Here is a 21526-nt window from a genome sequence, read left to right as displayed (position 1 = left end):
GATGGCCGCAGCGGCAGGCGCCTCGGCCGGGCGGCCGAGCAATCCGTGGCTGATCGCCGTGGTCGTGTCGATCGCGACCTTCATGGAGGTTCTCGACACGACCATCGCCAACGTGGCGCTGCGCTACATCTCGGGCGGGCTCGGCGTGTCCTCGGACGAGGCCTCCTGGGTGGTCACGACCTATCTCGTGTCCAATGCCATCGTGCTCACCGCTTCCAGCTTCATCGCCAAGCGCTATGGGCGCAAGCGCTTCTATCTCGCGTGCCTCGCGCTCTTCACGGTCTCCTCCGTCCTGTGCGGCCTTGCCTGGAACATCGAGTCGCTGCTTTTCTTCCGCGTGCTTCAGGGTTTTGCCGGCGGCGGCATGGTGCCGATCTCGCAGTCCATCCTCGCCGACAGCTTTCCGCCGGAAAAGCGGGGGCAGGCCTTCGCCCTGTTCGGCGTCGCGGTCGTGGTCGCGCCCGTGATCGGCCCGACGCTCGGCGGCTGGCTGTCGGACAATTATTCCTGGCACTGGTGCTTCCTCATCAACGGCCCGATCGGCATCCTCGCCTTCGCGCTCGTCTGGCAGCTGGTGACGGAGTCGGACGAGACGCGGCGCGAGCGGGCGGAGCTGAAGCGCCGGGGCGTGCCCTTCGATCTCGTCGGCTTCCTTTCGGTCGCGACCTTCCTCGGCGCGCTGGAGCTGATCCTCGACCGCGGCCAGACGGAGGACTGGTACGGCTCGACCTTCATCATCGTCTCCACCGCGGTCTGCGTCCTCGCCTTCCTGTTCATGGTCCCGTGGGAGCTGAAGCATCAAAATCCTGTGGTGGACATCCGCATGATCTGGAGCCGGCAGTTCGGCTCCTGCTTCCTCGTGATGATGGCGACGGGCGCGATCCTGATCGCCACCACGCAGTTCCTGCCGGAGCTTTTGCAGACTTTCTACGGCTACACCGCGACCTGGGCGGGCCTTGCGCTCTCGCCGGGCGGCGTCGTCACCATGACCATGATGTTCGTGGTCGGGCGCCTCACCAGCGTGGTGCAGCCGAAATATCTGATCGCGCTGGGCGCCGCGATCGTCGCCGGCGCCATGTGGGACCTGACGCGCCTGTTCCCCGATCTCAACTTCGGCTTCTTCGTCTGGTCGCGCATCTATGTCGGCCTCGGCCTGCCGCTGATCTTCATTCCGATAACCACGGCGTCCTACGACGGCATTCCGCCCGACAAGACCGACCAGGCCTCGGCGCTCATCAACGTGGCTCGCAATGTCGGCGGCTCGATCGGCGTCTCGATCGCGCAGAACACGCTGGCCTTCCGCGAGCAGTTCCACCAGAGCCGGCTGGTGGAGCATATCGTGCCGAGCGAGCCGGCCTATCAGCAGACGATGCAGACGCTGACCTCCTACCTGCGCTCGCAAGGCCTGTCGGCGGCAGACGCGCAGTCCGGCGCTATCGCCGTGATCGGCCAGACCCTGCAACGACAGGTCGGCACGCTGGCCTATATCGACGTCTTCCACGTGCTCATGCTGATCTCGGCCGCCGCCGTTCCGCTGGCCCTGATCCTGCGCAACGTCAAGCTCGGCGGCGGCGCTCCGGCGGGTGGGCACTGAGCGGGAAACTTGAAAGCCCCGCCGGAGCGGGGCTTCTTTCAGCGTAGACCGGAGAGACCAGGGTCAGGCGTGGATGGGACGGGCGCGGGACGCCTCGGCCGCATCGCCCTCGTCCAAGAAGCCGAGCTCCGCGCCGCTGCGCCGGGTTTCGGCGCTGACGAGGAAGCGGATCTCCTCGCGCAGCAGGGCCAGTTCCTCGCCTAGCTGGGTGATCTGGGCTTCCGCGCGCAGGTTGGTCTCGTAGTCGAGACGGGCCTCGAACCGGTCCTTCGCCGCCTGCCGGTTCTGGCTCATCATGATGACGGGCGCCTGCAGCGCCGCGACCATGGAGAGCACGAGGTTCAGGAAGATGAAGGGGAACGGATCGAAGGCGTTGGCGGCGAGCACCACCGTATTCAGGACGGCCCAGCCGACCAGAAAGACGGTGAAGCCGATGATGAAGCTCCAGGAGCCGCCGATCACGGCGACCCGGTCCGCCAGACGCTCGCCGAAGGTCATGCCGTCGTTGAACATCTCGTTGGGATCGCGCATGCGGGAGGCACGGCGGAGCTGATAGGCGACGAAACGGATTGCCGTGTTCATGGCTCACCTCACATGTCGCGACGGGCCGCAGCACCGGTCGCGAAGTGAGCCAAGAAGATCAGCTCAGCGACAGGCTCTGCGGCAGACGCGATCGACTGGGATCGTTGTTGCTGGGCATGATCCTTGGGGACCGGTTGGTAATGGGGAGCGCCGGGCACGAAGGCTTGCGGCGCAAGGGGGGAAATGAATCCGAACGCGGGCCGGGTCAAGCCCGTCCTGCGGCCTCGCGCCAAGCTGTCCGAAAATTTAGAAAGGGCGTCGCCGAGCAGCCTCGGCTGACCGGCCGGGCGAGCGCCCAACGAAAAGGCCGCTCCCCTTTCGGGAAGCGGCCTCCGTGATATCAGTCATGCCGGGGGTCGTCGGACCGCTGTCGGATCGACATATCATTTACGCGTTCGAAAGAGGCTGCTCCTGCAAACCCGTGAGATACAAAGACCCAACCGGCATTTGGAAATCACTCGACATTGGATCACCTCCTTTCGCTTCGTTGAACACGAGACAGAGAATGGGGTGATGCGAAGGGATGCGCAAGGGCCAATGGTGCGTCATCGCGCCCCGCCTCTTTTGGCCGGCGTTTCGCGAGGTGCTGAGGCGAGGTTGCGCATGCGAGTGGAGCTCTTTGCGTTCATCGCGGCATCGGTGTGGGAACTGCGATCGGGAGGCGGATTTGGACCCAAACCACCCGTCCCGCGTCTTCCGAGGTTCATGAGAATGACGGGCGTCCTAAGCCCACATCCACGATGAACATGCGCGCTTCCTGCGCTTCGCCGCGCTCGATCTTGATCGGTGCCTACTTGGACGATCGGTAGAAGGCCAACGCCTCGGCAAGGGTCGCGAGCTCGAAGATGCCGGCGATCGGCAAAGGTTCCACGGCCCCTTCCAAGGTCTGCCCCACCGGGCCGAAGTGAACGAGACGTCCGCCTGCGGCCGGTAGCGCCGCCCGGAAGCGGGGTACCTTTCCCGCTCACGCCTTCAGCGCCGCCGCGATCTCCTCGATCAGCGCGTCGCGGCCGATACCCGTCAGGAAGGGCAAGCCCTTGAAGACCGGCTTTCCGATGTCGTCGGGCACCGGAGTGGTGGCGACCACGAGGTCGGCGTCCTCGGCCAAGCTGCGCACCTCCGTCGCCTTGCATTGCCGAATCTCGACCGGAATGCCGCGTTCCTGCATGGCCTCCTCGATCGCCACGGCGACGACGGTGGAGGTGGCGACGGCGGTGCCGCAGGCGATCAGAATGGTCTTCTTGCGCATGGGGTCGTCCAATCTTGAAAGGGAAGAGGTCAGGCGGCGACGAGGGAGAGAACCTCGTCGGGCGTCTGAGCGGTGAGGATGCGCTCCAGCGCCCCCTGGTCCTGCAGGAAGCCCATGATCGCCTGGAGAAGGGCGATCTGGCCGTTCTTGTCCGAGATCGCGAGGGCGAAGACGATGCGCACGGGCAGCGCCTCGTCGGGATCGTCCATGCTGGCGAAGCGGACGGGCTCGCGCAGCACCGCCAGCGCCACGGCGGGGGCGATCACATGCTCCCGGTCCGTGTGCGGGATCGCGGCGTTGATCGCGCCGAGCGGCAGGCCGGTCGGCATGGTGCGCTCGCGCTCGATCACGGCCGGGCCATAGCTCGGCCGCACCCGCCCCGCCGCCTCCAGCCGCTCCGCCAGAAGCGTGATGGCTTCCTCCGCCGAGCGCGCCTCGGCCCCCAGGAGGATCAGCGACGGGTCGAGATGAGTTCGCAGCATGTTGTCTCCTCGGCGGGTCGGTGGATCAGCGCGGCGTGACGGCGGGCGCACCGGGGCCGCGCGAGAGCGGCGCGGTTTCCGCCGGCTCCTCGCCGCCCGCCAGCCTGTCGAAGGCGCGGGGCGCGGCGCGGTAGCCGAACAGGAGCGCGAGGATCGCCACCAGCACGAGGCCGAGACCCATCAGCCCCCATTCCTCGGCCGCCCGGATCACGAGATAGGGGAGGTAGAGGAACCCGTCCACGACGCTGGTGATGGCGCTGGCCTGCGGGGGAATGGCGAAGCCCGATCCCGCTGCCGTCGCCGTCATCAGCGGCGAGAGCGCCATGCCGACATAGAAGCCGAGCGTCAGAGTCACCGTTCCGATGACCACCATGCGGAAGACGTTTCCGTTGACGATGGGCGCGGCCATGGCGACCACGAAGGGGATCACGGCGAGATCGGCGAAGAGGATGATGCGGTTGCCCGGCAGGATCAGCGACAGGAGAATGGCGATCGGCACGAGGATCAGCGAGCTCGCGATCGCCGCCGGGTGGCCGATCAGGATCGCGGAGTCGAGCCCGACATGGATCTCGCGGTCCCCCGCCCGCTTCTGCACGAAGGAGCGCGCCGCCTCCGAGACCGGGATCAGCCCTTCCATCAGGATCTTCACCATGCGCGGCAGAAGCAGCATGACGGCGGCAAGATTGACGCCCGTCTGCAACGCCTTGGTGATGACGGTGCCGGCATCCGCGCTGCCGGCATAGGCGACGAGGCCGAGCACCAGGCCGATGACGAGGCCCATGACGATCGGCTCGCCGAACACGCCGAGCCGGCGCTGCACGGTCTCGGTGTCGATGCGGATGTCGCGGATGCCGGGAATGCGGTCCATCAGCCAGTTCAGCCCGATGGCGACCGGCACGATCTGCGCGGAGGCGAGATGCGGCACGGAGACGCCCGGAACGCCGTAGAAGCGCTGCACGCCCTTGGCGGTCCAGTCCGCCAGCACCAGCGACAGGGCGGCCATGAGGGCGGCGGCGAGGAGTCCGTAGCCGAGGCTTCCCGTCGCCGCCGTCACCAGCGAGCCGACGAAAGCGAAGTGCCAGAAGTTCCAGACATCGACGTTCAGCGTGCGCGTCAGCCCGGAAAAGAGCAGCGCCACGTTGACGAGAATGCCGATGGGAATGACCCAGAGCCCGACCGAGGAGCCGAAGGCGATCGCGGCGGCCGATGGCCAGCCGACATCCACGATGTCGCGCTGCATCCCGGTGTTGGTGACGATGGCCTGGGCCACCTGCCCCAGCGTCGTCAGCATCAGACCGAGCACGAGATTGATGCCGACGAAGGCGACACCGATGGTGAGGCCGGCGCGAAAGGCCCGGCCCGGCTTGGCGCCGAGCACGAGAGCAATCGCGAAGATGAGAATGGGAAGAAGGACGGTCGCGCCGAGCGCGTCCACGACCCCCTTCAACAGGCCGAGCATGTCGTTCATCGTGTCCTCCCGAAGCACAAAGGCTTGCCGGGGCGGCGCGGCTTCAAGCTTTCCGTCTTTCCTCCCCCGAGGAAGTGGAACACTTGTCTTGACGGTTATCAAGTTGTTCAAACAGACGAGTCCCCGCTTTTCCCTTGCGCGTCTCGCCTTCGGCTCAGTCGCCTGATGGGCTGGTCGGCCGGGGATATCGGTCAAAGGGCCCCGCTCGCCCGGCGGCGGCAAGCCGGCCCTTTCCTCAGAGGCCGAGCGTCCATGAAAAAGGGGGCCAAAGCCCCCCTTCCTGTTTAGTGCTTGGATTCGGTCCGGGTCAGGCAGCAGTGGTCTTGCGGTTCTGCCGGTTGCCGACGAGATCGTCCACCACGGCGGGGTCGGCGAGCGTCGAGGTGTCTCCCAGCGCGCCGAAATCGTCCTCCGCGATCTTGCGCAGGATGCGGCGCATGATCTTGCCGGAGCGCGTCTTGGGCAGGCCGGGCGCGAACTGGATCTTGTCGGGCGAGGCGATGGGGCCGATCTCGTTTCGCACATGGGCGACGAGCTCTTTCTTCAGCTCCTCCGAGGGCGCCTCGCCTTCCATCAGCGTGACGTAGCAGTAGATCCCCTGCCCCTTCACGTCGTGGGGATAGCCGACCACCGCCGCTTCCGAGACCTTGGGATGCGAGACCAGAGCCGACTCCACCTCGGCCGTGCCCATGCGGTGGCCCGACACGTTGATGACGTCGTCCACCCGGCCGGTGATCCACCAGTAGCCGTCCTCGTCCCGCCGCGCGCCGTCGCCGGTGAAATACTTGCCGGGATAGGTCGAGAAATAGGTCTGCTCGAAGCGCTCGTGATCGCCGAACACGGTGCGCATCTGGCCGGGCCAAGAGTCTGTGATGCAGAGATTGCCCTCGGTCGCACCCTCCAGCACCTTGCCCTCACCGTCCACCAGCTGCGGCTGGACGCCGAAGAAGGGGCGCGTCGCCGAGCCTGGCTTGAGATCGGTGGCGCCGGGCAGCGGCGTGATGAGGATGCCGCCCGTTTCGGTCTGCCACCAGGTGTCGACGATCGGGCAGCGCTCCTCGCCCACCACGCGGTAGTACCAGTTCCAGGCTTCCGGGTTGATCGGCTCGCCGACCGAGCCGAGAACGCGGATGGACTTGCGCGAGGACTTGGCGACGAACTCGTCGCCCGCCCCCATCAGGGCGCGGATGGCGGTCGGCGCGGTGTAGAAGATGTTGACGCCGTGCTTGTCGACCACCTGCCACATGCGCCCGGCGTCGGGATAGTTCGGCACGCCCTCGAACATCAGGGTCGTGCCGCCGTTGGCGAGCGGGCCATAGACGGTGTAGCTGTGGCCCGTGACCCAGCCGACATCGGCCGTGCACCAGAAGACCTCGCCCTCGCGATAGTCGAAGACGTATTGATGCGTCATCGAGGCCCAGACGAGATAGCCGCCCGTCGTGTGCAGGACGCCCTTGGGCTTGCCGGTGGAGCCCGACGTGTAGAGGATGAAGAGCGGGTCCTCGGCCCCCATCTCCTCCGGCGGGCAGTCGGCGGAGACTTGCTCGCGCGCCTCGTGCCACCAGACGTCACGCCCCGGCGTGACGGGCACCTCGGCGCCGGTGCGCCGGACCACCAGCACCTTCTCGACCGTGTGCCCGCTCTTGGCGGCGATCTCGATCGCCTTGTCGGCATTGCTCTTCAAGGGCACCTTGCGCCCGGCGCGCAGGCCCTCGTCGGCGGTGACGAGGATCCTGGAGCCCGAGCCCTCCATGCGCCCGCCCAGCGCATCGGGCGAGAAGCCGCCGAACACCACCGAATGCACCGCGCCGATGCGCGCGCAGGCGAGCATGGCGACCGCCGCCTCGGGAATCATCGGCATGTAGATCGACACCCGGTCGCCGCGCCGGGCGCCCATGTCCTTCAGAACATTGGCCATGCGGGAGACTTCGCCGTGCAGCTCCCGGTAGGAGATGGCGCGGGACTCGGACGGATCGTCCCCTTCCCAGAGAATGGCGGTCTGGTCGCCGCGCTTGTCGAGATGCCGGTCGAGACAGTTGACTGAGAGGTTGAGCGTGCCGTCCTCGAACCATTTGATCGAGACGTTGCCCGGCGCGAAGGAGGTGTTCTTCACCTTGGCATAGGGCTTGATCCAGTCCAGCCGCTGCCCGTGCTCGCGCCAGAAGCCATCGGGATCGCCGACGCTCTTCTCGTACCAGCTGGCGTAGTCGGCTTGCGTCAAAAGCGCGCCGGCCTTCCATTCGTCCTTGACGGGCAGCGTCGTCATCGTCTCGTTTCCTCCCAGACATCGGCGGCGCGCGTTGGCGCGCGACTCAGCCTTCCGCAAAGTCTAGAGCGCTTCAAGCGGCGAGGAAACCTTGTGCCGCGACCCGATCAGTCTTCCCGCTTCACCGGGCCTCCGAGCACGTCGTCGATATAGAACTCACGCACGAGCGTGCGCACCACGGCGACCACGGGCACGGCGAGAACGAAGCCGAGAAGCCCGAACAGGAGCCCGAAGATCACCTGCGCGCCGAGCGTGAGCGCCGGCGGCAGCGAGGTCGTGTAGCGCTGGGCGATGGGCTGGGCGACATTGCTTTCCACGCCCTGAATAAGAAGGTAGAGGCCGAGCGCCCAGAGCGCCATGTCGACGCCCTGCGCAAGCGCGGCCAGGACGATGATCGCCCCCGCCACGAAGGCGCCCACGGTCGGCACGAAGGCGAGAAGGCCGGCCTGGAGCGCCAGGAGAAAGGCGTTGTTGACGCCGATCAGAAGCAGGCCCGCCCAGGAGACGGTGAAGATCAGCGCCATGGAGATGGCGTCGCCCGCCACCCAGAGGATCAGCGAATGGGCGGCCTTCTTCAAAACCGCCGAGACGCGCGCGCGCTTCTCCTTGGGAAACAGCGAGACGACCCCGTCTCGGTAGACGCCCGGCTGCCAGGACACGAAGATAGCGAGGAACAGCACCACGAAGAAATTGCCCACCGCGCCCAGCGCGCCGAACAGTGCCTGCCCCGCCGAGGAGGCGAGGCCCGAGGGCAGGAGATCCTCGAAGGATTTCGAGCCGGAGCCGGGGTCCACCGGCAGGCCCATCTGCTGCAGCGAATGCAGGAGCTTGTCGGCCTGCTCGCGCACGCCGGCCAGAAGATTGTTGAACTCCTGCACCAGCGCGATGCCGCCCCAGGCTACGGGGGCGAGGATCATGGCGAAGGTCAGGAGATAGACCAGAAGCAGCGAGGCCCAGCGCGGCAGGCCGAGGCGCTGGAACAGGCGCGCGACGCCGCAGAAGATGGCCGCCAGCAGCAGCGAGGCGAAGATCAGGAAGAAGCCCGTGGCGGCGTAAGAGAACACCACCACGGCCAGGATCATCCCGAGCACGATCGCCGCGATCGACACCGTGCGATAGGCCACCGGGCGCGGCGTCGCGGCCGGCGTGGGCGCGGGGCCGGACGAGGAGCTGGAAAAGGGATTCTGCACGCGGCCGCACTCCTGACAAAACACGCGCCCGAACGACGCGGCCGGAAACGCGCCGGCAGTGCGACCAATATTGCTCTCGCATCGGCGAAATCGAGAGTGGGCCGTTCGGGCCGGGCGGCAGCGAGGCGACGCGCGATGCGCGCACCTCTCACCCGTCGAGAAGCCGGTCGTTACAGCGGCTCACATTTCTGTTACGGGCAGGGCGAGACAGTGAAGGATCGCCGTTCCATGGAAGCCGTGCTTGCTCCCCTCGTCGCCAGCCTTGTCGCTGTCATGTCAGCCGGCGGGTTGGTGGGCGTCGCCGTATTGATGGGGCTGGAGTCGGCCTGCCTGCCGCTGCCCTCCGAGATCATCATGCCCTTTGCCGGCTATCTCGCCTCGACCGGGCAGTTCAGCCTTCTGGCGGCAGCGTTGGCCGGGGCGATCGGCTGCAATATCGGCTCGCATCTCGCCTACGAGATCGGCGCGCGGGGCGGGCGGCCCTTCGTGGAGCGGCTGATCCGCCGGGCGCACTGGGGCACCAAGGAGCTGGCGCTGTCGGACCGGTTCTTCGCCCGCTACGGCTCGCTCGCCATCTTCATCGGCCGCCTCCTGCCCGTGGTGCGCACCTTCCTGTCGCTGCCCGCCGGCATCGCGCGGATGAATCTCTGGCGCTTCCACCTCTACACGTTCACCGGCTCGTTTCTCTGGTGCTACGCCCTCGCCTGGCTCGGCGCGCGCCTCGGCGAGCACTGGAACGACACGCCCTGGGTCAAGACCGCCTTCCACGTGGCCGACGCGCTGGTGATCCTCGCCGTCATCGTCGGCGCCGTCTGGTTCTGGCGCAGCCGGGGCCGCAGCCGCGCCTGAGCGTCGTCTAATCGCGCGAAGCTCCCGCCTACGAGCGTGAGCCGAAGATCGCCGAGCCGACGCGCACGCTGGTGGCGCCGAAGGGGATGGCGCGCTCGAAATCGCCGGACATGCCCATGGACAGCTTCTCCACTCCCGCCTCGCCCGCGATCTTCTCGAGCAACGCGAAGTAGGGACCGGGATGCTCCTCGGCGGGCGGAATGCACATGAGCCCTTCGATCGCGAGGCCGTGCGCCTCGCGGCAATGCTTGACGAAACCCACCGCCTCGCGCGGCGGAATGCCGGCCTTCTGCGCTTCCTCGCCGATATTGACCTGGACATAGAGGCGAAGCGCCCTGCCCTGCTTCTGCATTTCCTTGGCGATCTCGGCGGCGATCTTCTCGCGGTCCACCGTCTCGATCACGTCGAACAGCGCCACAGCCTCGGCCGTCTTGTTGGACTGGAGCGGGCCGATGAGGTGGAGTTCCAGATCGGGAAAGGTCTCGCGCAGCGCCGGCCACTTGCCCTGCGCTTCCTGCACCCGGTTCTCGCCGAAGACGCGCTGCCCGGCCTCCAGCACGGGGCGGATCTCCTCGGCCTCGAAGGTCTTCGACACGGCGACGAGTTGGACGCTGCCCGCCGGGCGCCGGGCCTCAGCTTCCGCCTCGCGGATGCGGGCGCGGATTTCGTGAAGGCGGTCGACGGCGGTCTCGCTCATGACATTCCTTGAAGAAAAGGCGGTTTTTCTCTATGTTGAGGAGTGGGTGCCGGAGCAGGAACTCCGACACCCATCGCCTAGATGAGTATGCGGATCCGGAGGATAGCTTGCCAGCCTCTCCGGGTCCGTTTCATCTCAAGCGTGATGCTCAGCGGTATCAGCCACATCGCTCATCACTCCCAAAGAAGACAAAGCCGATGCCACGGCTGCGGGGGCTCATCCTCCGCAGCGGCGCGGGCTGGCGTCGCGCGTCTGCTTCTGCCTCCTTCGCCGCGCTTTATGCGGCCTGTGCGGCACCTTGTGAAGAGCGCGCGCGGCTTGTCGCGGGCGGGTTTAGGCAATATTGACTGACGCACCCCGCGCCACGCTTCGGCGCCCCCGCCCGCCCGCATCATCCGCACGAGACGTCTTCCGCAATGGCCATCGAACGATACAATCCCCGCGCCGCAGAACCCCGTTGGCAGGAGCGCTGGGCTTCCGAGACGCTGTTCGAGACGCGGAGCGACGCGCCGGGCGAGAAATACTACGTGCTGGAAATGTTCCCCTATCCCTCGGGGCGCATCCACATGGGCCATGTCAGAAACTACGCGATGGGCGACGTGGTCGCCCGCTACAAGCGCGCCAAGGGCTTCAACGTCCTGCACCCGATGGGGTGGGACGCGTTCGGCATGCCCGCCGAGAACGCCGCGATGCAGAACAAGGTCCACCCGGCCAAGTGGACCTACGAGAACATCGCGACCATGCGCGGGCAGTTGAAAAGCATGGGCCTGTCGCTCGACTGGTCGCGCGAGTTCGCGACCTGCGACGTCGACTACTACCACCGCCAGCAGATGCTGTTTCTCGACCTGCTCGAGAAGGGCCTCGCCTACCGCCGCAAGTCCAAGGTCAACTGGGACCCGGTCGACAACACCGTGCTTGCCAACGAACAGGTGATCGACGGGCGCGGCTGGCGCTCGGGCGCCCTGGTCGAGCAGCGCGAGCTGACGCAGTGGTTCTTCCGCATCACCGACTATGCCGACGACCTGCTCGCCGCGCTGGACCACCTGCCCGGCTGGCCGGAAAAGGTGCGCACCATGCAGCGCAACTGGATCGGCAAGTCGGAAGGTCTCTTGGTCCGCTGGGCGCTGGCCGAGGGCTCGGCAAGCGCCGACATGACCGAAGTCGAGGTCTTCACCACGCGGCCCGATACGCTGTTCGGCGCGAGCTTCCTGGCGGTCGCCGCCGACCATCCGCTGGCGAAGCGGGCGGCCGCGAGCAATCCCGAGCTCGCCGCCTTCATCGAGGACGTGAAGCGCGGCGGCACCTCGGCGGCCGAGATCGAAACGGCGGAAAAGCGCGGTTTCGACACGGGCCTCACCGTCGCGCACCCTTTCGACGCCGGCTGGACGCTGCCGGTCTATGTCGCAAATTTCGTTTTGATGGAATACGGCACGGGCGCGATCTTCGGCTGCCCCGCGCACGACCAGCGCGATCTCGACTTCGCCCGCAAATACGACCTGCCCGTCACCCCCGTCGTCCTGCCCGAGGGCGCGGACGCGGATGCCTTCACGGTCGAAAACACGGCGTATGACGGCGAAGGCCGCCTGTTCCACTCGCGCTTCCTCGACGGAATGACGCCGGCAGAGGGCTTTGCCGAGGTCGCCCGGCGCCTCGAGGGCGCGGTGCTGAACGGCCGTCCGCAGGCGGAGCGCAAGGTGAATTTCCGCCTGCGCGACTGGGGCGTGTCGCGCCAGCGCTACTGGGGCTGCCCGATACCGGTTCTCCATTGCGAGGCTTGCGGCGTGGTGCCCGAGGCGCGCGAAAACCTGCCCGTGCGCCTGCCCGACGACATCGACTTCGACAAGCCGGGCAACCCGCTCGACCGCCATCCGACCTGGCGCCAGACAAGCTGCCCGCAATGCGGCGGCCCGGCCCTGCGCGAAACCGACACGATGGACACGTTCGTCGACTCGTCCTGGTACTTCGCGCGCTTCACCGCCCCGCACGCGAACGAGCCGACCGATCCGCAGATCGCCAATGCCTGGCTGCCGGTGGACCAGTATATCGGCGGCATCGAGCACGCGATCCTGCATCTTCTCTATTCCCGCTTCTTCACGCGGGCGATGCGCGCCACCGGCCATGTCGATCTGGACGAGCCGTTCAAGGGCCTGTTCACGCAGGGGATGGTGGTGCACGAGACCTATCGCGCCCTGGGGGACGGAGCCCGTGAGTGGGTGCCGCCTTCCGACGTGGTGATTGAGGAAGTGGACGGGGTGCGCCGCGCCAGGCGCCTGTCCACCGGGGCCGAGATCGAGATCGGCTCGATCGAGAAGATGTCGAAGTCCAAGAAGAACGTCGTGGACCCCGACGACATCATCGCCTCGCTCGGCGCCGACACGGCGCGCTGGTTCATGCTGTCCGACTCGCCGCCTGAGCGCGACGTGATCTGGACCGAGGCGGGCGCCGAGGGCGCGCATCGCTTCGTCCAGCGCGTCTGGCGCCTCGTAGCCGAAACGGCGGAGCATCTCGGGCCCGCCGGCGCGGACACGGACGCCGCCCCGAGCGACGCCGCCAAGCTCGTCCGCCGGGCGGCGCACCGCACGGCGGCGGGCGTCGGAGACGATATCGAGCGGCTCGCCTTCAACAAGGGTGTGGCGCGGCTCTACGAGCTGGTGAACGCGCTGTCCGCCGCCTTCACGCCGGAGGCGCTGGCCGCCGACAGCAGCCTGCGGGTCGCCGCGCGTGAATCCCTCTCCATCCTCGTGCGCCTCGTCGCGCCGATGATGCCGCATCTGGCGGAGGAATGCTGGCAGGTGCTGGGCGAGCCCGGCCTCTGTGCCGCGCAAGGCTGGCCGGCGATCGACGCCGCGCTGCTCGTCGACGACGAGATCGTGCTGCCCGTGCAGATCAACGGCAAGAAGCGGGGCGACATCACCGTTCCCGCGAAAGCCGAGAAGGGCGAGATCGAAGCGGCCACCCTGGCGCTCGATTTCGTGCAAGATGCGCTCGCCGGCGCCGCGCCCAAGCGGATCGTCGTGGTGCCCGGGAGGATCGTCAATGTCGTCGTCTAGCGTCCGCCGCTCGCTGAAAGTCCTGCCGCTGGTGGCAGCCGCCTGGCTCCTGGCCGGCTGCACCGCCGGTCCGCTCTACGGCACGACGCATCTCGACCCCGCCACGGGCGCGCGCGCCAACGCGCTGGTCGGGCTGAAGGGGCGCATCTCCATCACCCCGGCGCAAACGCGCACCGCCCAGGTCTTCCGCAACGCCATGCTCTATGCGTTGAACGGCGCCGATCCGGTGCGCGAGCCGCTCTATGAGCTGCGCCCCGTCGTCACCGCGTCCGACCAGATCACCTCGCTGGAAGCGGGCACCGGCGCGCCCGCCGCCAGCCTCTACCGCATGACGGTGGACTACGATCTCGTGCGCCTTCGCGACGGCGTCTCGCTCACCAAGGGCCAGCGCTTCGCCATGGTGCCCTATGACCGCACGCAGCAGCTTTATGCCGCCGAGCGCGCGGTGGTCGACGCGCGCGAGCAGGCCGGCAAGGCTGTGGCCGAGCGCATTCTCGCCGTGGTGGCGCCCGTGCTCCAGCGCGACGCCACCAGCGCGCCGGTCGTGACCAAGTAGGCGCGCGGGCGAGGCGAGGGCAGGGCACATGGCCCAGAAAAAGGCCGGCGAAGTCGAGGCGTTCCTGTCGCGCCCCGACACGTCCTTTCCCGTGGTGCTGCTCTACGGCCCCGATCCGGGGCTGGTGTCGGAGCGCGCGGCGACCGTCGCCAAGCTCAGCGGGGCCGATCTCGCCGATCCCTTCAGCACCGTGGTGCTGAACGCCGACGATCTCGAGCGTGACATCGGCCGACTGTTCGACGAAGCGCGCACGATGTCGCTCTTCGGCGGGCGCCGGCTGATCCGCGTGCGCGGCGCGGGCGCGGGCAAGAACCTCGCCGACGCCGTGGCCGACCTTGCCGCCGATCCGCCTGCCGGGGCGACGATCGTGATCGAGGCGGGGGACCTGAAGAAGACCGCCGCCCTGCGCCAGCAGATCGAGCGCGGGCGCGCCGCCATGGCGCTGCCCTGCTACCAGGACGAGGCGCGCGCGCTCGACCGGATGATCGACGAGGAACTGGCCGCCGCCAACCTGACGATCGACCGTCCCGCGCGCGAGGCGCTGCGCGACCGGCTGGGCGCCAATCGCTTGGCGTCGCGCGGCGAGGTGCAGAAGCTCTGCCTCTACGCGCTCGGCAAGGGGCAGATCGCCGAGGAGGATGTCGAGACCATTGTCGGCGATGTGTCGGCCGATACGGTGGACGAGACGATCGACGCCGCCGCCTCGGGCGAGGTGAAGAAGCTGCCCGAACTGATCGAGCGCCTCCTGGCGTCGGGCACCTCGACCTTCCAGCTTCATTCTGCGCTCTTGCGCCATTTCCACGGGCTGCAGCTGATGCGCGCCGAGGTGGAGGAGGGGGGCGCGACCGTCTCGGCCGCCGTGGAGCGCCGCCGCCCGCATTTCCGCCGCAAGCCCGCCTTCGAAGCCGCGCTCGGGGCCTGGACCGGCGAGGCCATTGCCAGCACACTCCAGCGCATCGAGGCCGACATTCTCCTCTCGCGCCGCGAAAGCGCGCTGGCTGTCACGGTGATGCGCCGGACGCTGACCGACATCAGCGTGGAAGCGGCCAAGCTGCGCACGCGCGGACGACGCTAGAGCCTATCCCGGCAAATCGGACAGGCTTCGCCGCCGGACAATGCGAAAGATCGGGAAACATGGAGTCCGTTCCCAGAAGCCGAATTCACCGAATGTAGTGGAGACGCGAACTGCCCAAAGTGCGGCTCAACTGAGCGGTGAACGTGGCCCGCATCCCCATCGACCCGTGCGCGCGCCGGACCTTATCCTCTTGACCACCCCGAGAGATCGCCAACAGACGAGGAGACGAAGCCATGCCCCCTTTCGCATCGCTGGGACCCGCCAGCATCCTGCTCCTGACGCTGGGGCTGACGCTCACCGCCGCGCCCGCCCGGGCGCTCGACTGCGAGGCTGCGCAGGATCAGGCGAGTCTCAACTTTTGCGCGGGACGCGCCTATAGCGAGGTCGATCACAAGCTGAACGATCTTTATCGCACGCTGAAGGACCGGCTTGCCGGCGACCACGACAGGCTGGCAAGGCTGGTCTCCGCCCAGCGTGCTTGGATCGCCTTTCGCGACGCCGAATGCGACTTCGTCGCCTCCGCCACCGAAGGCGGCAGCGTCCAGTCCATGGTGCATGCAGACTGCCTGAGGACCGAGACGGAGCAGCGGATCGAGCACTTGGAAAGCTACGCGAACTGCGAGGAAGGGGACCTCAGCTGCCCCGTCCCGGCCGCCGCCTCGCAAGCGAATTAGCCGGCTTACCAAGAGGCTTCCTTCATGGCGAAGTGGCCGAGCCTGTCGCAGCTGCGCACCTTTTTGGCCGTGGTGGAAACCGGCACGCTGTCACTGGCCGCAAAGCGTCTCCACCTGACCCAGCCCGCCGTTTCCCAGCAATTGCAGGAGCTGGAGCGCCTGCTCGACGTGCGCGTTCTCGACCGCGCGGCGGGCCGGGCGCAGCCGACCCCGGCGGGCGAGGCGCTGCTAGAGCCAGCACGCCGGGCGCTCGCCGCGATGGAAGACGCGGTGGAGGCCGTGTCGCGCTTCGGCAGCGAGGAGGCCGGGCGGCTGCGCATCGGCACGGGCGCCACGGCCTGCACCTTCCTCCTGCCGCCGGTTCTCTCCGCTCTCAAGCACGACATGCCGGGCTTGGACATCACCGTCGCCATCGGCAACACGGTGGACATCCTGCCGCGCGTCGAGGCGGGGGAACTCGATGTCGGTCTCGTCACCTTGCCCGCGCCGTCTAGCCGGGCACTGGAGACGACGCTTCTGATGCGCGAGCCGCTTTTGGCCCTATTTCCGGCCGGTGCCGCCGTGCCCGATCACGTGACCCCAAGTGCCATGGCGGCCGAGCCGCTGATCCTCTACGAGTCCGGTGGTCACACGCGGGGCGGGCTCGATCGCTGGTTCGCCGAGGCCGGGCTTGTTGCCCGCCCGATCATGGAACTCGGCAGCGTGGAGACGATCAAGCGCATAGTGGCAGGCGGGCTCGGCACCTCGATCCTGCCCGGTCTGGCGCTAGCCGACCCCATCCCCGGCACGATCTGCCGCCCTCTCGACCCGCCGCTCTGCCGCGAACTCGGCCTGACGCTCCGCGCCTCGAAGATCCGCGACCGGGGCCTGCGCCTCTTCCTGCGCCGCCTGGAGGAGATCGCGGCAGCCGAGCCTCTGGCGCGGGTCATCGGCTGAACGGTTCGAGCGGCTGCACCCGAGCCGCTGCACGCTTCGGTTTCCGATCACCTGCGCCTATCGCACAGATGACCGTCCCGTCGTTCTGTCGGCTCGACGCCGGAGAGGGTCGAACCCGATCGGATCGGGCGCCAGCCAAGACCGGCCACAACGCCGGAACGGGCGAGGGATAGCTCGCCGCCCTGGCTCGCCCCCGCGCCCTTACAGGCTGCGAACGCGCGGCTCGGACTCGCTGCCGACCCGCGTCTGGAGCAGGCGGCAGAGATGGTCGAGCTGGTCGAGATGACGGAAGTCGAGGCGCATCGTGCCGCCCTCGGCGCGCAGTTCGATCGAGACCGGCAGGCCAAGCGTGTCAGAGAGGAGCTTCTCCAGCGCCTGCGTGTCGCTGTCGCGCACGTCGGCCAGCGAGGGCTGAGGCGTGGAGGCGCGGCGCTTGGGTGCGCCGCCGCGCGGCGGGGCAGGGGGCGCCAGCGGCTCGCCGCGCGCCAGCGTCTCGGCCTCGCGCACGCTGAGGCCGCCGTCCACGATCTGGCGGGCAAAGGCTTCCGGGTCGTCCTGCGAGACGGCGGTGCGGGCGGCGCCGGCGGAAAGCTCGCCCTTCGCCACCATGTCCTTGACGCTGTCGGGCAGTTTCAGAAGGCGCAGTGTGTTGGCGACGTGGCTGCGGCTCTTGCCCAGGATGTCCGCGAGGTCGGCCTGCGTGTAGCCATGCTCGTCGATCAGCATCTGGTAGCCCATCGCCTCTTCGATCGGGTCGAGATCGGCGCGCTGGACGTTTTCGATGATGGCGATTTCCAGCGACTCGCGGTCGCTGATCTCGCGCACGACGACGGGCACCTGCGAAAGGCCCGCTTCCTGCGCGGCGCGCCAGCGCCGCTCGCCGGCCACGATCTCGAAGCGGCCGCTCGCCAGCTTGCGGGCGAGGATCGGCTGCACCACGCCATGCTGGCGGATCGAGGCGGTGAGTTCCGACAGGTCCGTCTCGTCGAAGCGGCGGCGCGGATTGCGCGGGTTGGCGACGAGTTCGCCCACGGCGATCTTGCGCTCGCCCGGCTCTTCCACACGCGCCGCGCCCGGCAGCGGGAAGGGGGTCGCGGCGCGGGAGGGAACGGCGGAGGAGGCCGAGCCGCCGATCAACGAGGCGAGGCCCCGGCCCAGACGCTGGCGTCCCTTGTCTTCGCTCATTCTCTTGGCTCCTTGCGGATGGCTCCGCTTCTATCCTTGGCGGCTCGCAGCCGCATCCTGTTCGTTTCGGGTTCGGAACGAGGCGGCGTCAGGCCGCCGCCGCCAGTTGCCGCTCGCGCTGGATCACCTCGGAGGCCAGCCGAATATAGGCCTGACTCCCCGAGCATTTCACGTCGTAGAGGATCGCCGGCTTGCCGAAGCTCGGCGCTTCCGAAATGCGCACGTTGCGCGGAATGATCGTCTCGTAGACATGGTCGCCCATGAAGGAGCGCACGTCACGCACCACTTGGGAGGCGAGGTTGTTGCGCCCGTCATACATGGTCAGCACGATGCCGTGGAGGGACAGCGAGGGGTTCAGCGTGTCGCGCACCTGCTCCACCGTCTCCAGAAGCTGGCTGAGGCCTTCCAGTGCGAAGAACTCGCATTGCAGCGGCACGAGGATCGCGTCCGCCGCCGCCATGGCGTTGACGGTCAGGAGGTTCAGCGAGGGCGGGCAGTCCACCAGCACGAAGTCGAAAAGCGGGGCGTCCTCGTTGTGGAAGTGCAGCGCATCGCGCAGCCGGTAGGCGCGGCTGGAGGAGCCCGAAATCTCCATCTCGACGCCGAGAAGATCGAGCGTCGAGGGAATGATGGAAAGGTCAGGCACCGCCGTCGGCATCGCCGCCTCGGTGATCGTCGCGCTTTCCACCAGGACGTCGTAGGAGGACACCGCGCGGTCGTCCCGCTCGACGCCGAGCCCGGTCGAGGCGTTGCCCTGCGGGTCGAGATCGATCAGCAGCGTGCGCTTGCCGATCGCGGCGAGCGCCGTGGCCAGGTTGATGGCCGTCGTGGTCTTGCCCACGCCGCCCTTCTGGTTGGCGATGGTGATGACGCGCATGCGCGAAACCGGGAGCGTATCCATACCGTCTCGTTCCTCAGCCCGGGAACCGGCGTCGCCTGGAGGGCAACGCATCCGACACTTCGAAAAGCGAGGCTTAGGCTCCCGCCAGAGCCGTCAGCCGCCGGATTTCCAGCACCACCGAGCCATCCTCGATCTGTGAGGAATGCTTTACCATGTCGAAGCGCCAATGGGCAGAAGCTTCCGCGATTTCCTCCTCGTGGTTTCGCCCCTTGGGAAACCACAGCGCCGTTTCTGGTCCGATATGCGGGGCTACGAGGCCGAAGAGATCGTTGAGGGAAGCCAGCGCCCGGGCGCTCACGGCCTGCGCGCCCGCCAGCGCTTCGCCGCAGTCTTCGATCCGCTCGGCATGCACCTCGGCGGGCAGCGACAATTCGCGGATCACCGCGCGCAGGAAGGCCGCCTTCTTGGTGTTGCTTTCCACCAGATGCACCTCGGCACCCTCGCGCCCGTGCAGCGCGATGGCCAGAACCAAGCCGGGAAAGCCCGCGCCGGAGCCGAGGTCCACCCAGCGGGTGGAGGCGCGCGCGAGATGGGAGAGCCAGAGCCCGTCCTCCAGATGGCGCGTCCAGATCTCGGGGATCGTCGAGGGCGAAATCAGGTTGATGCGGCTTTGCCACGTGCGCAGGAGTTCGACATAGGCGTCGAGCTTTTCCACTGTTTCACGTGAAACACCATGGCGCGACAGGACGAGGCTGCGCTCTTCCGCGAGCTTGGCATCGGTCGCCGCCTTGCCCATGCGGGGGCGCGTGGCCGGGCGCGCGACGGCCGTGCGGGCGAAAGGTCGGACGGAACGTTCAGGCTGCTTGCGCACGGTCGGTCTTTCTGATGGCCACGAGGATGATGGCAAGCGCGGCGGGGGTCATGCCGTCGATCCGCTCCGCTTCGGCGACACTAGCCGGGCGGCGCTCGCGCAACTTGTGGCGAATTTCGTTGGACAGGCCCTTCAAGGCGTCGAAGTCGAGATCGGCGGGAATGGCCCGCTCCTCCTCGCGCTTGAGGCGGATCTGGTCGCGCCGCTGGCGTTCGAGATAAACGTCGTAGGCCGCCTCGATCTCGATCCGCTCGCGCACCTCGCCGGTGATGGAGGCCAGCTCCGGCCAGACCGGCAGGAGCATTTCAAGCGTCGTGTCGGCGTTGGACAGAAGCGTCCAGGCCGAGCGGGTGCGCCCGTCCTGATTGACCGCGAGCCCCTGGCGCGCGGCTTCCGCCGTGGTGATGGTGGAGCGCTCCAGCAGCGCGCGCGCTTCGCTCAAGGCCGCCTCGCTGCGCGCGAAGACGGCTGCGCGACGCGCGTCCACCAGACCCCATTCGAGGCCGAGCGGGGTGAGGCGCCGATCGGCATTGTCGGCGCGCAGCGACAGGCGGAACTCCGCCCGGCTGGTGAACATGCGATAGGGCTCGGTGACGCCGGTGCGGCTGAGATCGTCCACCATGACGCCGAGATAGGCCTCGCCCCGTCCGACCACCGCCGGCTCGGCACCGGACGCCCGGCGCGCGGCGTTGAGCCCGGCCAGCAGGCCTTGGGCGGCGGCCTCCTCGTAGCCCGTCGTGCCGTTGATCTGCCCGGCGAGAAACAGGCCCGGCGCCTTCGAGACTTCGAGGCCCCGCGTCAGCTCGCGCGGATCGACATGGTCGTACTCGATGGCATAGCCGGGCTTCAGGATATCAACCTGTTCCAGGCCCGGCAGCGAGCGCAGGAAGGCCTGCTGCACGTCCTCCGGCAGCGAGGTGGAAAGCCCGTTGGGATAGACCGTGTCGTCGTCCAGCCCTTCCGGCTCCAGGAAGACCTGATGCCCATCGCGGTCGCCGAACTTGACGATCTTGTCCTCGATCGAGGGGCAGTAGCGCGGGCCGACGCCTTCGATCTCGCCGCCATAGAGCGCCGAGCGATGGAGATTGTCGCGGATGATGCGATGCGTCTCGTCCGTCGTGCGGGTGATGCCGCAGTCGATCTGCCGGTTCTCGATCCGCGTGGTGAGATAGGAAAACGCGTAAGGGGTCTCGTCCGGCCCTTGCTTGTCCAGGCTCGCCCAGTCGATCGTGCGCCCATCGAGCCGCGCCGGCGTGCCGGTCTTCAGGCGACCGAGCCGCAGGCCGAGCCGCGCCAGGGTGGCGGACAGGCCGAGCGAGGGCTTCTCGCCCACGCGGCCCGCCGGGATCTTCACCGCACCGATATGGATCAGGCCGTTCAGGAAAGTGCCGGTGGTGATGACCGCCGCGCCGCAGGCGATGCGCCGGCCATCTTCCAGGATCACCGCCTCGATGCGGTTGCCTTCGCCGAAAGCGAGGTCGAAGGCATCGCCCTCGACGATTTCGAGCCCGCCTTGCGCGCGCACCATGTCCTGCACGGCCGCCTTGTAGAGCTTGCGGTCGGCCTGGGTTCGGGGGCCGCGCACGGCCGGGCCCTTGCGCCGGTTGAGCAGGCGGAACTGGATACCCCCGCGATCGGCCGCCTCGCCCATGACGCCGCCGAGCGCATCGATCTCGCGCACGAGATGGCCCTTGCCGATGCCGCCGATGGCCGGGTTGCAGCTCATCGCGCCGACCGTGTCGAAACTGTGGGTCAGAAGCACCGTGCGCGCGCCGGTGCGCGCGGAGGCGCAGGCCGCCTCGACGCCCGCATGGCCGCCGCCGATCACCACGACGTCGACCGAAAGGTCGCAAGAATTCTGGGTCATAGGAGGGGTTAAGCCCCGAGCTGGGGTCGCTGTCAACGGAGGGAAGGAGCCCGTAAGAGAAAACCTATGTTCAGACCGATTTCGATCCTAGAAT

At 67.8% G+C, this 21526-nt stretch carries 18 protein-coding genes; 7 read left to right on the top strand and 11 right to left on the bottom strand.

Annotation, left to right across the window (positions count from 1 at the left end; translation table 11 throughout):
* The first annotated feature begins 1 nt into the window (after position 1).
* Positions 2–1594 (top strand): DHA2 family efflux MFS transporter permease subunit, encoded by a 1593-nt coding sequence (locus M673_RS02295; protein WP_061973267.1) that lies wholly within the window; start codon positions 2–4, stop codon positions 1592–1594.
* Between the two features lie 63 nt (positions 1595–1657).
* Here M673_RS02295 and M673_RS02290 read toward each other — a convergent pair whose 3' ends face one another.
* From M673_RS02290 to M673_RS02255, 6 genes are all read right to left on the bottom strand, one after another.
* Positions 1658–2176: a DUF1003 domain-containing protein gene (locus M673_RS02290; protein ID WP_061973265.1), complete on the bottom strand. Its 519-nt coding sequence runs from the start codon at positions 2174–2176 to the stop codon at positions 1658–1660.
* 964 nt (positions 2177–3140) lie between these two features.
* Complete coding sequence (locus M673_RS02275; protein ID WP_061973263.1) at positions 3141–3425, bottom strand: PTS sugar transporter subunit IIB; 285 nt, start codon at positions 3423–3425, stop codon at positions 3141–3143.
* Between the two features lie 29 nt (positions 3426–3454).
* Positions 3455–3907, bottom strand: coding sequence for a PTS sugar transporter subunit IIA (locus tag M673_RS02270; protein ID WP_061973261.1), 453 nt, complete (start codon positions 3905–3907; stop codon positions 3455–3457).
* Between the two features lie 25 nt (positions 3908–3932).
* Positions 3933–5375, bottom strand: coding sequence for a PTS galactitol transporter subunit IIC (locus M673_RS02265; protein WP_061973259.1), 1443 nt, complete (start codon positions 5373–5375; stop codon positions 3933–3935).
* A 307-nt stretch (positions 5376–5682) separates the two neighbouring features.
* A complete protein-coding gene (gene acs / locus M673_RS02260) occupies positions 5683–7641 on the bottom strand; it encodes an acetate--CoA ligase (protein WP_061973258.1) in 1959 nt (652 codons plus the stop codon).
* 107 nt (positions 7642–7748) lie between these two features.
* Entirely contained in the window at positions 7749–8831 is a 1083-nt protein-coding gene (locus M673_RS02255) for an AI-2E family transporter (protein WP_061973256.1), read from the bottom strand.
* A gap of 228 nt (positions 8832–9059) precedes the next feature.
* Here M673_RS02255 and M673_RS02250 point away from each other — a divergent pair, with 228 nt between their 5' ends.
* On the top strand, positions 9060–9680 hold the full coding sequence (locus M673_RS02250; RefSeq protein WP_061973255.1) for a DedA family protein: 621 nt from the start codon (positions 9060–9062) through the stop codon (positions 9678–9680).
* A gap of 28 nt (positions 9681–9708) precedes the next feature.
* On the opposite strand, the gene M673_RS02245 is transcribed toward M673_RS02250, so the two are convergent.
* Positions 9709–10377 (bottom strand): YggS family pyridoxal phosphate-dependent enzyme, encoded by a 669-nt coding sequence (locus tag M673_RS02245; protein WP_061973253.1) that lies wholly within the window; start codon positions 10375–10377, stop codon positions 9709–9711.
* A 416-nt stretch (positions 10378–10793) separates the two neighbouring features.
* Between M673_RS02245 and leuS the strand changes: the two genes are divergently transcribed.
* The 5 genes from leuS to M673_RS02220 all read left to right on the top strand — a co-directional run bounded on the left by leuS (position 10794) and on the right by M673_RS02220 (position 16668).
* The gene (gene leuS, locus M673_RS02240) at positions 10794–13427 is read left to right on the top strand and encodes a leucine--tRNA ligase (protein WP_061973251.1); all 2634 of its coding nucleotides are present in this window, start codon (positions 10794–10796) and stop codon (positions 13425–13427) included.
* Positions 13414–13983, top strand: a complete 570-nt coding sequence (locus M673_RS02235) for a hypothetical protein (RefSeq protein WP_061973250.1) — start codon at positions 13414–13416, stop codon at positions 13981–13983. Before leuS ends, M673_RS02235 begins: the two co-directional genes overlap by 14 nt.
* A gap of 28 nt (positions 13984–14011) precedes the next feature.
* Positions 14012–15058, top strand: coding sequence for a DNA polymerase III subunit delta (holA, locus tag M673_RS02230; RefSeq protein WP_061973248.1), 1047 nt, complete (start codon positions 14012–14014; stop codon positions 15056–15058).
* 233 nt (positions 15059–15291) lie between these two features.
* Entirely contained in the window at positions 15292–15732 is a 441-nt protein-coding gene (locus M673_RS02225) for a lysozyme inhibitor LprI family protein (RefSeq protein ID WP_148639950.1), read from the top strand.
* A 24-nt stretch (positions 15733–15756) separates the two neighbouring features.
* A complete protein-coding gene (locus M673_RS02220; RefSeq protein ID WP_061973246.1) occupies positions 15757–16668 on the top strand; it encodes a LysR family transcriptional regulator in 912 nt (303 codons plus the stop codon).
* Positions 16669–16869: 201 nt separating this feature from the next.
* Here the strand turns inward: M673_RS02220 and M673_RS02215 are convergent, their stop codons facing one another.
* The 4 genes from M673_RS02215 to mnmG form a co-directional block, all read right to left on the bottom strand.
* On the bottom strand, positions 16870–17853 hold the full coding sequence (locus tag M673_RS02215; protein ID WP_061973245.1) for a ParB/RepB/Spo0J family partition protein: 984 nt from the start codon (positions 17851–17853) through the stop codon (positions 16870–16872).
* A gap of 88 nt (positions 17854–17941) precedes the next feature.
* Positions 17942–18754, bottom strand: a complete 813-nt coding sequence (locus M673_RS02210; RefSeq protein ID WP_061973243.1) for a ParA family protein — start codon at positions 18752–18754, stop codon at positions 17942–17944.
* Positions 18755–18827: 73 nt separating this feature from the next.
* Entirely contained in the window at positions 18828–19565 is a 738-nt protein-coding gene (gene rsmG, locus M673_RS02205) for a 16S rRNA (guanine(527)-N(7))-methyltransferase RsmG (protein WP_061973242.1), read from the bottom strand.
* On the bottom strand, positions 19549–21432 hold the full coding sequence (gene mnmG, locus M673_RS02200; protein ID WP_061973241.1) for a tRNA uridine-5-carboxymethylaminomethyl(34) synthesis enzyme MnmG: 1884 nt from the start codon (positions 21430–21432) through the stop codon (positions 19549–19551). The genes rsmG and mnmG overlap by 17 nt, the downstream gene beginning before the upstream one ends.
* Positions 21433–21526: the final 94 nt, after the last annotated feature.

This window comes from Aureimonas sp. AU20 (genome assembly GCF_001442755.1).
Taxonomy (GTDB): domain Bacteria; phylum Pseudomonadota; class Alphaproteobacteria; order Rhizobiales; family Rhizobiaceae; genus Aureimonas.
Note: the sequence above shows the minus strand (reverse complement) of the source record. Positions and strands in the feature narration are given on the sequence as shown.

Bases quoted from the DNA above. Each gene is read 5' to 3' on its own strand.
- mnmG (WP_061973241.1), bottom strand. From the start codon at position 21,432: ATGACCCAGAATTCTTGCGACCTTTCGGTCGACGTCGTGGTGATCGGC.
- M673_RS02275 (WP_061973263.1), bottom strand. From the start codon at position 3,425: ATGCGCAAGAAGACCATTCTGATCGCCTGCGGCACCGCCGTCGCCACC.
- M673_RS02210 (WP_061973243.1), bottom strand. From the start codon at position 18,754: ATGGATACGCTCCCGGTTTCGCGCATGCGCGTCATCACCATCGCCAAC.
- M673_RS02250 (WP_061973255.1), top strand. From the start codon at position 9,060: ATGGAAGCCGTGCTTGCTCCCCTCGTCGCCAGCCTTGTCGCTGTCATG.
- leuS (WP_061973251.1), top strand. From the start codon at position 10,794: ATGGCCATCGAACGATACAATCCCCGCGCCGCAGAACCCCGTTGGCAG.
- M673_RS02225 (WP_148639950.1), top strand. From the start codon at position 15,292: ATGCCCCCTTTCGCATCGCTGGGACCCGCCAGCATCCTGCTCCTGACG.
- acs (WP_061973258.1), bottom strand. From the start codon at position 7,641: ATGACGACGCTGCCCGTCAAGGACGAATGGAAGGCCGGCGCGCTTTTG.
- M673_RS02215 (WP_061973245.1), bottom strand. From the start codon at position 17,853: ATGAGCGAAGACAAGGGACGCCAGCGTCTGGGCCGGGGCCTCGCCTCG.
- M673_RS02220 (WP_061973246.1), top strand. From the start codon at position 15,757: ATGGCGAAGTGGCCGAGCCTGTCGCAGCTGCGCACCTTTTTGGCCGTG.
- M673_RS02270 (WP_061973261.1), bottom strand. From the start codon at position 3,907: ATGCTGCGAACTCATCTCGACCCGTCGCTGATCCTCCTGGGGGCCGAG.
- holA (WP_061973248.1), top strand. From the start codon at position 14,012: ATGGCCCAGAAAAAGGCCGGCGAAGTCGAGGCGTTCCTGTCGCGCCCC.
- M673_RS02235 (WP_061973250.1), top strand. From the start codon at position 13,414: ATGTCGTCGTCTAGCGTCCGCCGCTCGCTGAAAGTCCTGCCGCTGGTG.
- M673_RS02290 (WP_061973265.1), bottom strand. From the start codon at position 2,176: ATGAACACGGCAATCCGTTTCGTCGCCTATCAGCTCCGCCGTGCCTCC.
- M673_RS02295 (WP_061973267.1), top strand. From the start codon at position 2: ATGGCCGCAGCGGCAGGCGCCTCGGCCGGGCGGCCGAGCAATCCGTGG.
- M673_RS02245 (WP_061973253.1), bottom strand. From the start codon at position 10,377: ATGAGCGAGACCGCCGTCGACCGCCTTCACGAAATCCGCGCCCGCATC.
- M673_RS02265 (WP_061973259.1), bottom strand. From the start codon at position 5,375: ATGAACGACATGCTCGGCCTGTTGAAGGGGGTCGTGGACGCGCTCGGC.